The following is a 10,181-nucleotide window of genomic DNA, read 5'->3' as shown; positions in this document are numbered from 1 at the left end:
AATCCCCGACTTCTGAGATAAATTTATCATTTATGGACACAATAAATAAAAGAAGTCGATAGAACGCAAAAATCTATTATCTTCTACCTCTTGACGAAATGAGCCACAGCAGATGCTAAAGTATCTGGATCTACTGGTTTGGGAATGTGCAGTTGAAAGCCAGCAGCGATCGCCTGTTTTTGGTCATACTCCCCAGCATAAGCAGTTAGCGCCACTGCGGGAATTTTCCCACCCATTTCTGGCGACAAAAGCCGAATTTGGCGTAATAATTCATAACCATCCATCTCCGGCATTCCAATATCACTCACCAAAACATCAGGCTGAAACTGCCCCAAAATTTGCAATGCTTCTAACGCTGATGCTGCCGTTGTCACTGTTGCTTCACACAATTCCAGCACAAATTTCACAAAATCTAGCGAGTCCGCATCATCATCCACAACTAAAATTTTCATCCCCCTTAAATTTAAAGTTACATCTTCACACTTACTATCTGTAACTGCCACCGGCTCAGAAGATATCAACGGTAGTTTCACTGTCAAAGTTGCCCCCTGTCCTTCTCCTGGACTCTTGGCTTCAACCGTGCCACCGTGTAACTCTACCAAATGGTGGACTATTGCCAGTCCCAACCCCAAACCACCAAATTTTCTCGTCGTTGAGCCGTCTTCTTGCCGAAAGTGTTCAAATACATAAGGTAGAAAATCACGGCTAATACCTTTACCCTGATCACAAACTTTAATATGAGCCATAGAACCAAATTGCTCTAGCCGTACTTCCACCCGTCCGCCTGGAGGTGTAAATTTAATCGCATTAGACAAAAGATTCCAGACAATTTGCTGCAAGCGAGCCGGATCACCTCTAACCTTGCCTATATTCCCTTTTAGTTGGGTTTGAACAACAATTTCTTTAGCAGAAGCAGCTAAACTCACAGTTTCCAATGCTGCGGAAATTACATCTGCCAAATTAACTGTAGTCACATTCAGAGTCAATTTACCTCGCAAGATACGGGATACATCCAGCAAATCTTCAATTAAATCAACCTGTAATTTTGCATTGCGTTCAATCGTTTTTAGGGCTTCCTGGGTCTTCACCTTGTCCAGTTTTCCTGTTTTCAAAAGTTGAGACCACCCCAGAATCGGATTTAGAGGGGTACGGAGTTCGTGGGAGAGGACAGCCAGAAACTCATCTTTAACGCGATTTGCTGTTTCAGCGGCTTCACAAGCTGCTTGTTTTTCTTGTAGAGCCTTAAGCAAAGCTTCCCTCGCTTCAATATACTCTGTGATATCAGTATTAGTACCATACCACTTAATAATCTGTCCCCATTGATCACGCAAAGGACGTGCTTGTCCCAAAATCCAATGGTACTCCCCACTTCCAGAGATGATCCGAGTCTCTACCTCATATTCGCAGCCGGTTTGTACCGATTTAGCCCATCTTGCTTTTACCCGTGGCAAATCTTCAGGATGAACTATTTTATCCCAGCCTTGAGTTTTAATATCTGCCACAGTTTTGCCTGTGAAATCCCACCACCGCTGGTTATAATAATCAACTTCACCATCCGGCTCTGCTGTCCATATCTGTTGGGGAATAGTTTCTGTTAGCAACCGCAATTGATATTCACTTTGTTGCAAAGCCACTTGCCATCTTTGACGCTCAATTGCTACACCTGCTAAGTGAGATGCTTTTTCAATCAGTTGCTGCTCAAATTCTTCAGGAATGCGAACTTTATGATAGTAGAGTGCAAAAGTTCCTAAAACATGACCCTGACTGTCTAAAATCGGCGTAGACCAACAAGCTTTGAGGTTATTAGCCAGTGCCAAATCACGGTAGTTTACCCATTTTGCATCGTTGGCAATGTCTGAGACAATTACTGTCTGTTTGGTATAGGCAGATGTACCACAACTACCTATGTCTGGACCGACAGGAACGCCTTTTTCTATTCCCTGAGTATATGTTTTTGGTAGGCTAGAAGTTACAGCAGGATACAACTTTGTTCCTGAATCATCTAGTAACATGATGGAACAACAAACTTCTCCTAATTGTGCCTCTATTGACTGAGTTAATGTTGCTAATACTTCAGATAGAGATTTGCCTGTAGCAATCAGTTCTAAAATATAGTTTTGTTTAGATAAAAAAGCTTGATTTTCATGACAAGCTGTTCCTTCTATAACTCGCTTCTCTAACTCTTGTTTATAATTACTAATATTTCGTCCTACAAAATAAACCGAATTTGTTTTAATAATCAGCGTTGCTGTCCAAGATAACCATTTGTAAGAACCATCTTTACACCGATAGCGATTTTCAAAATCAGTGCTAGATATAACTGTATTGAGTTTCTTGATTTCTGCTTTGGTTGCAGTTTGGTCATCTGGATGAATAAAATCAATCAATGGGTAAGTTACAAGTTCGTCGCTTGAGTAACCCAAGGTTTTACTAAAAGCGCGGTTAACTCGTTGAAAGCAACTATCCAAGCCAGTAAAACAGAGTAAGTCACAGGAACTGTAAAATATCGCTTCAGAAATGGACTCAATTGGCAAAATATTGTTAATCATTTAAAACATTCATAAACACCCATGATTCGGGGAAATGTAGAATGTATTGTATGCAAATGAAAAAGGCTAAATATAGCGTTTTTTAGAGTTTTTTTATTGTTGCCGATAATCAGGCTGATGGAAAGCAATACAACTTCTACTATTCCTATTTTAAAAGCTGTCGGCGTGACTTTACGAAAAATATTTATCGACTCATTTTTTTTTGATACGTAGCTCAATGTCAAAAAAACTAACAGCGTAATTCATCCGTAAATAGGTAACTGCTGTGCTTGTAATGTATAAGCTACAAAATGTCATGTATAATCTGTAGATTTATAGTCTTCATTTTTTAGATGATATATGCTTGGAGCAAATAAAACGGTAGATATAAAGTGGGGTTTTGGTCGGGCTGTAAGGAAACGAAGAAGAGAACTTGACTTATCTCAAGAAGAACTGGCTGAAAAAGCAGAACTTCATCGAACTTATATATCAAGTATTGAATTAGGGAAATGCAATGTTTCCTTGGAGAACATAGAAAAATTAGCAAAAGCCCTAAATATATCCATACCTGATCTATTTGCTAATTGTAGTATCAATTCGGAAAGCTGAAGTATGGATACTTGTATTAAACAAAAAATTAAGGAAAATCTAAAAAATTCAATTAGAAATTTCTTTAAAGGTAAAGACGTAAAAAATTACCAAGTATTGGATGATATTTTTCCTAATGAAAGAAGAATACGCTCTCTTATTGGTGGATTAGAAACAAGTTTAGGAACAACTTTTTGGGAACCTATAGCTAAAACATTAGCAGAATTAAATGGATTTCAAATTGTAACTACAAAAATATTACGTCCAGAACCATTTCCCCAAATATTACAGCATGAATTAGATAAATTAGTGGATGAACGTGAAAATAAGCCTAATAGCATCAGAATTTCCACAGACGAATGTATTCAACGTCTAAAAAATGCAGCTTTCAAAACAAATCCTCAAGACATTATTCAATTTACATCCCCTGCATCTGGTACGGGAGTAGATATTCATTTTGCTAAAAATGGAATTGAATATATTTTTGATATCAAAACCACACAGCCAAATCAAGGTGATTTTAAAGGATTTAATAGACAAATTCTAGAATGGTACGCTTATAAGTTTGCTCAAGATCCTAATACTAAATTAGAAGCTCGTATTGCCATTCCTTTTAATCCTTTTAATAAATCTTGGTATGAAAAGCAAAAAAGTAAGTTATCTAGTTCTCCCTTAGAGTTTAGCAGAGATATATGGGTAGAAGATGAATTTTGGAATTTTTGTTCGGGTGAAGAAAATACATTTGAGCAGTTAAAAGCTTTGTTTGTTGAACTAGGACAAGAAAACTTTGCCGCAGAATTCCATGATATTTTCTACCCCAATTCATGATTATATATTAATAATGCTGAGTAGTTCTTTAGCTACATACTCAACTACAGGGATAGGAACAGCATTACCAAAATGTTTTTTAGCTACTTCATCTTTTTGATGATATGCAAAATTAGCAGGAAATCCTTGCAATTTACAAGCGTGTTTTGCCGTAATAGGTATATATTTTTTAGGTTGATAAATTTTTTCTAGAAATAAGTTTTTATACTCTTCTGGATGACTAGCATGAATAGAGACAGTTGCTAGATAGTCTTTACCACCTGTCGCAGTTAAAGTTGGTACAATATCCGCAGTAGGTAAGATAATTCTATAGATATTGTTAATACCTGTCATATTCTTGGAGTTAACAAATTCATACTTTCTTTTATCAGTCCAACGAAATATTCCTCTATCAACTAACATATTTAATTCGTTGATTTCTATGTCAGGTATTAGTTCTTGAAAATTCTCAAAAGATAAAGGATTTCCATCTTTATCTCCATATTTTTTACTTCTTCTATTTTTCAAAAGAGTTAAACAAATCATTTTCTCCCTATCACTTGTTTTGATAATATCCCAAGAATGAATGGTTGTATGTCCATTTCTTAAATCTGAAAAAATAAAAAAATCATTTAATTCATCATCTTTTTGAAATCTAGTTCTTGATGGTGGAATTACACCTTTAAATAATGTATCGGGATCTAACTTAACTTTTTCAAAAACTTGAATATTGTTAAGCTCGTCCAATATATGTAAAACTTTTGGATGAATATTTAAAGGATATGGAAATTTATATGTTTGACATTTGTCTATATCATTTCTAATTCCAACAATAAAAACCCTATCTCTATTTTGAGGTAAACCAAAATCATAAGCATTCAATACCTTCCACTTCACACAATATCCTGTATGCTCAATTTTTTTGATAATTAATTCTAAATTTTCTCGGTTTTTAGGACTTGCTAAACCACTCACATTTTCAAAAATAAAAGCTTTTGGCTTACTTTTACTAACTAATCGAATCACATCAAACCATAATTTTCCTCTAGGGTCTTCAAAACCCTTTAAACAACCTGCAACTGACCAAGGTTGACAAGGAACACCACCCACTACTACATCAACACCAGATGGAAGTTCTCTAATATTGGTGACATCTCCTAATTTAATTTCATCTTTGTTTGAGTAACTAATAAAATTTTGTTGATAAACTTTAATAGCTTGCTTATCTATTTCAGAATAGCCTAAGCATTTACCACCGAGTTTTTCTAAAGCGATTCTAAAACCGCCAATGCCAGCAAATAGATCAATAAATGTGAATTTTTGATGAGAACTAACTAATGCTAAAGGTGATTCTATTTGTTGAAGTATTTCAGAATTTACAGATTTCATTTTTATGATTATATTTTACCTAATAAATTTAGAAATGGCAGCTTCTAATTATAACATTACAAATGTCCTACATGAACAATTAGCAAATAAAAACTCAGCCTAAATGACTAAGCTGAGGAAAATAGTTGTATTTTGTCAACTCAAATAATTAGTATAATTTAACTCACCAAGTCAGGAAAAACTTCTAGTACAGCCGGATGTACTAAGCGATGATTTTTGACATTCAAACCTTTAGCTAAAGCTGGGTTAACTTCTAAAGCCTTAACACCCAAATTAGCTAACTGCACAACATAAGGCAATGTACTATTATTAAGAGCTTGAGTTGATGTCCAAGGTACAGCCCCTGGCATATTAGGTACACCATAATGTACTACTCCTTCATCAATATATACTGGTTTAGTATGGGATGTAGGATGGAGAGTTTCGACACAACCACCTTGATCAACAGCAACATCCACAAGCACAGAACCAGGACGCATTTGTTTCACCAAATCACGAGATACTAAAATAGGCGCTTTTCTTCCTGGTATTAAAACTGCACCAATCAGTAAATCAGCTTCTTTAACCGCAGTTTCAATATGAGCAGAATTACTATAAAGTAGTTCCACCCTAGAACCAAACAGAGTTTCTAAATAAGATAGGCGTTCAACGTTAACATCTAAAATTTGCACACTAGCACCCATACCCACGGCAATTTTAGCGGCTTCAGTCCCCACAACACCACCGCCTAAAATCACGACTTTACCGGCTTTAACTCCGGGTACACCTCCTAAAAGTACACCTCTACCACCTTGTTGACGTTCCAGGAATCTTGCGCCAAATTGTACAGCTAACCGACCGGCAATAATGCTCATGGGAGTGAGCAAAGGTAATCTATTTGCACCTGGTTGTTCTACGGTTTCATAAGCGATCGCACAAATCCCAGAATCAATCAAATGTTCTGTTAATTGGCGATTAGCTGCTAAGTGTAAATAAGTAAATAATAACTGATTTTTATGCAAAAACTTATACTCACTTGTCAGCGGCTCTTTAACCTTGACAATCATCTCCCGATTCCAGGCCGCTGCTGCTGTCTCCACAATTTCCGCCCCTGAACTCCGGTAATCATCATCTGTTAATCCAGCACCAATACCCGCTTGTGTTTCCACAAAAACAGCATGACCACTTTCTGTTAGTACCCGCACGCTAGAAGGACTCAACCCCACCCGAAATTCTTGATCTTTAGTTTCTTTGGGAACGCCGATTTCCATTTATTTATAGCCTCTAATAATTTTTGATTCATTCTAGATTGCCAGTATTTATGCCATTAAGTCCGTATTCAATAATTCAAAATGGCAAATTTAGCCATTGCCTATCCCTTGACTAATGTCAAACTATTCTTACAATAGATAAAGAAACATTAAAAAATGTAAACAACTGGTTTGTACTACTCTTTCCAAGAGAATGCTATTCAAATCTCAAGTGCAAACCCCATCACTATTTCACAAAAGACGGTTAAGTCCAATTTACCGACCACCATTATTCTCAAGAGGAGCTTTTGATTATGACACAACCACAACCAACCGTTACCCCCAAACTAGAAGATCCTAAGTTTGGTTTTAACGAATACGCTGAACGCTTAAATGGACGTGCAGCTATGATTGGCTTTATCTTAATGGTGGTGATTGAATATGTCACTAATCAAGGTGTACTGGCTTGGTTAGGTTTAAAATAGTTCCCACCACCAGCCAGAAGTTTAAGTTGTAGACTAGTAATTAGAAGATTTATAACCAGTTGGATCTTCCAGCTGGTTTTAACTTTATGAAAAAAGTAGCAACCCATCTCAGGTAATTATCGTCCATGACTACTATCAAGCTCCTGAAAGTCAATTCCTAGATTTTCAAGTCGATAAAAGGGAGGAAAATACGATACACAAGATAGCAAATTTCTACAGGACTGTTTTTACTGCCAACAATTATAATGTTATATGCCTTAATAGCCTGAGATGACAAAGGCAAATTACCATTAAGGTGCTTTGGATTAATCTTACAAGAAAAGTTAACAGGAACAAAGTAAGCTGTGATGAACGCTGTATTACCTCGTTTTTTGAAGTCAGCCTATCGCAAAGAACCTATCATCAGTATATTGGTAACAATGGGTATAGTAGATGCCCTGATTGGTGGTTTGGATGATAGCTGGTCATTATTCGCTTTTGGCTTAGGAACAACAGGAGTAGCCTTGGGCTTGAAATTATGGCAGATGCAACAGCGTCCGTCTTTCCCGGAAGAACCTGTTGTGCAACATTATTTACCCTCTCAATCCTCTAGTCCACCTTTACCAATCATGACAGTTTCTAAGCGAAAACCACGCCATTAGATAGTGGAAAGTTTTTGGTATTTTCACAAGTGAGGAGCAACTGTGAGGGTTGAAGGAAAAAGGGAAGTTAAGACTGTGCGCTCTGATCTGGGCTTGGTATTCTTGGCATCTGTGGTTTTATTAATTCCCATTGCCCAAGAATTATACACTCTTCCTGCTCAGGCTGCTAATGAAGTAATTACAAATTCCGCAGATAGTAAAAGTTTTGCTCATCCCCGACTACTTCATACTTTACGAGGACATACAGGAACTGTTAAATCACTAAATTTCAGTCCCAATGCTAAACTTTTAGTCAGTGGTGGCTCAGAAAATGAGGCTATAATTCGTTTCTGGAATCCTCAAACTGGCAAAAAGTTGGGTACGATTAACAGAGCGCATCAAGGATCTGTAGACTCTGTTTTAATTTCCCCAGATGGTGAAACTTTGGTAAGTTGCGGGAGTGACTACAGGATTAACCTTTGGAATCTCAAAACTCTAGAGTTTAGCCGTTCTTTTGTTGGACATAGCAGTCTGGTATTGTCTTTGGTGGCCACTCCTGATAGTAAAATTCTCGTCAGTGGTGGTTTAGATGGGATTCGTTTGTGGGATTTAAAACAACAGCAACCACTGGCTACATTGGTACGCTTTGATAATGCAATTTATAGTTTAGCTATTAGCCCTGATGGGCAAATTTTAGCTAGTGGTGATAATAAGGGTGTTGTTAAACTTTGGAATTTGAATTCTCGTAAATTCATCCGAGAGATAAAAGCCCATTCTCAGCTTGTGACAGCGTTAGTTTTTACACCCAATGGGCAAAGTTTAATAAGTTCCAGCCAGGATAAAACTATTAAACTTTGGAATGTTAATAACGGTGTACGAGTCAGAACTCTAATAGGACATAATAACCGGGTAAATGCGATCGCGATCAATCCCGATGGTAACACCTTAGCTAGTGGTGGACAAGATGGAATTAAAATGTGGGATTTAACTACAGGTCAGTTAAAAACTCTACCAGCTGAAAATAGTAATTCCCTGAGTGCGTGGACACAACCCATCAAAGATATTGCATTTAGTCCTGATGGTAAAATACTCGCCAGTGGTGGATTAGATGATAAAATTAATATTTGGTATAATAAATAATGTAACTAAATTTTAGAAGTATTTTGTTGTGCTAGATATCTTGCTTTCAGAGATAAAGCAATGGCAACAAAAGCTATCGTTACAGGCATAGTTATATACTGTAGATTGGCTATAGAATTTGACTGATTAATAATAGTCGCTATCCAGTTGATCACAAAGATATGAAATAGCATCCAGAAGAATATACCGACAGGAGTCATCACTACTAATAATTTAGCTGTTCTTGCTGCCCTGCGGTAGCGTAGCAACCCCAAAGCCAGCCAACATCCCAAAACTTCTCCAACCCACCAGCCAAAAATAAACCCGATAAAAGGGGGAAAGATTCCATCTAGAGTGGCATTGGGCATGAACATTTTTACATAACCAATACCTAAAAAATGACCTGGATATATCAGTAGGGCAGACCCTATTAAACTACCTATACCTGCGGCCAGGTATCCGTTCTTTTTATATTGCTGCAAAGACATAATCTCAACTTCAGCTTTCATGTTTGTGTACTGTTATTTAGATTCAAAATTCAACAACATATTTCCGCAAATCAAAAACCCACAACCTACTCATATCATGTTGGGAAACTCTTCAAAAAACGTAATACCCAGATCCCCGACTTATTTGATAAGTCGGGGATCTATTTGCGACTAATTGAGTAAGTTTTGCATAAAAAAACCCCCTGAGTGGGGGATTGTAAATATTAAGGTGGAGTGAACAACCAAATAATTAATACTTACAGTAGATAGAGTAATCCGAACAAAATAATCCAGATTACGTCTACAAAGTGCCAGTACAGTTCAGCGGCTTCAATACCGAAGTGTTTTTCATTGCTGTAATGACCGGGAGTACGCGATCGCCACAACACCGCTAAAATCGCTAAAACACCGATAGTCACGTGCAAACCGTGAAACCCGGTTAAAACGTAAAATGTACTAGCGAATAAATTGGTAGTCAAACCAAATTCTAGATGGGTATATTCATAAACCTGCCCCACTAAGAAAATCGCACCCATAGCCGCAGTAATAGCCAACCAGGTACGCATCCCCTTGGCATCATTCTTTTTAATTGCTGTGTCAGCATTGTGCATCACAAAACTACTGGCAATCAAATTCACCGTATTCACACCGGGTAATAACAGTTCTAACTCCGGTGTACCCGCAGGAGGCCAGACAGGTAAGGTAGAACGGAAAGCTAAATAAGCTCCGAACATCCCCATAAAAATCATCCCTTCTGCAATCAGAAACATCACCAAACCAAACAAACGATGATCTGGGTGTGCTTCATGATGAGATTCTACAGACGCATGATGATGATTCTCTTCGATTTTCGCTGGGTCAATTATTTGACTTTGCATGAATTTATAAGTTGTTAATTGGTAATTGGTAAAGAAGGGAACAGGGAACA

Annotated in this window: 10 protein-coding genes; 5 read left to right on the top strand and 5 right to left on the bottom strand. The window is 37.3% G+C overall.

Annotation, left to right across the window (positions count from 1 at the left end; genetic code table 11):
• Positions 1-83: 83 nt before the first annotated feature.
• On the bottom strand, positions 84-2,549 hold the full coding sequence (locus VB694_RS15960; protein ID WP_323361308.1) for a PAS domain-containing protein: 2,466 nt from the start codon (positions 2,547-2,549) through the stop codon (positions 84-86).
• A gap of 339 nt (positions 2,550-2,888) precedes the next feature.
• Between VB694_RS15960 and VB694_RS15955 the strand changes: the two genes are divergently transcribed.
• A complete protein-coding gene (locus tag VB694_RS15955; RefSeq protein WP_323361307.1) occupies positions 2,889-3,137 on the top strand; it encodes a helix-turn-helix transcriptional regulator in 249 nt (82 codons plus the stop codon).
• A gap of 3 nt (positions 3,138-3,140) precedes the next feature.
• Positions 3,141-3,944, top strand: a complete 804-nt coding sequence (locus VB694_RS15950) for a TdeIII family type II restriction endonuclease (protein WP_323361305.1) — start codon at positions 3,141-3,143, stop codon at positions 3,942-3,944.
• On the opposite strand, the gene VB694_RS15945 is transcribed toward VB694_RS15950, so the two are convergent.
• Positions 3,945-5,312, bottom strand: coding sequence for a DNA cytosine methyltransferase (locus tag VB694_RS15945; RefSeq protein ID WP_323361304.1), 1,368 nt, complete (start codon positions 5,310-5,312; stop codon positions 3,945-3,947).
• A 158-nt stretch (positions 5,313-5,470) separates the two neighbouring features.
• Positions 5,471-6,562, bottom strand: a complete 1,092-nt coding sequence (gene ald / locus VB694_RS15940; RefSeq protein WP_323361303.1) for an alanine dehydrogenase — start codon at positions 6,560-6,562, stop codon at positions 5,471-5,473.
• 293 nt (positions 6,563-6,855) lie between these two features.
• On the opposite strand from ald, the gene VB694_RS15935 reads away from it, so the two are divergent.
• From VB694_RS15935 to VB694_RS15925, 3 genes are all read left to right on the top strand, one after another.
• Positions 6,856-7,026 carry a chlorophyll a/b-binding protein gene (locus VB694_RS15935; protein WP_323361302.1) on the top strand — a complete coding sequence of 57 codons (171 nt, stop codon included), beginning with the start codon at positions 6,856-6,858 and terminating at the stop codon, positions 7,024-7,026.
• A gap of 347 nt (positions 7,027-7,373) precedes the next feature.
• Positions 7,374-7,667 (top strand): hypothetical protein, encoded by a 294-nt coding sequence (locus VB694_RS15930; RefSeq protein ID WP_323361301.1) that lies wholly within the window; start codon positions 7,374-7,376, stop codon positions 7,665-7,667.
• A gap of 75 nt (positions 7,668-7,742) precedes the next feature.
• Positions 7,743-8,786, top strand: coding sequence for a WD40 repeat domain-containing protein (locus VB694_RS15925; protein WP_323361299.1), 1,044 nt, complete (start codon positions 7,743-7,745; stop codon positions 8,784-8,786).
• 5 nt (positions 8,787-8,791) lie between these two features.
• Here the strand turns inward: VB694_RS15925 and VB694_RS15920 are convergent, their stop codons facing one another.
• Entirely contained in the window at positions 8,792-9,274 is a 483-nt protein-coding gene (locus VB694_RS15920) for a hypothetical protein (protein WP_323361298.1), read from the bottom strand.
• 236 nt (positions 9,275-9,510) lie between these two features.
• Positions 9,511-10,131 carry a heme-copper oxidase subunit III gene (locus VB694_RS15915; RefSeq protein ID WP_323361318.1) on the bottom strand — a complete coding sequence of 207 codons (621 nt, stop codon included), beginning with the start codon at positions 10,129-10,131 and terminating at the stop codon, positions 9,511-9,513.
• Between the last annotated feature and the right edge of the window lie 50 nt (positions 10,132-10,181).

Origin of the sequence: Anabaena sp. UHCC 0451, assembly GCF_034931405.1 — a bacterium.
GTDB lineage: Bacteria > Cyanobacteriota > Cyanobacteriia > Cyanobacteriales > Nostocaceae > RDYJ01.
The sequence above is the reverse complement of the archived record's forward strand: the minus strand, read 5'-3'. Positions and strand labels throughout refer to the sequence as shown.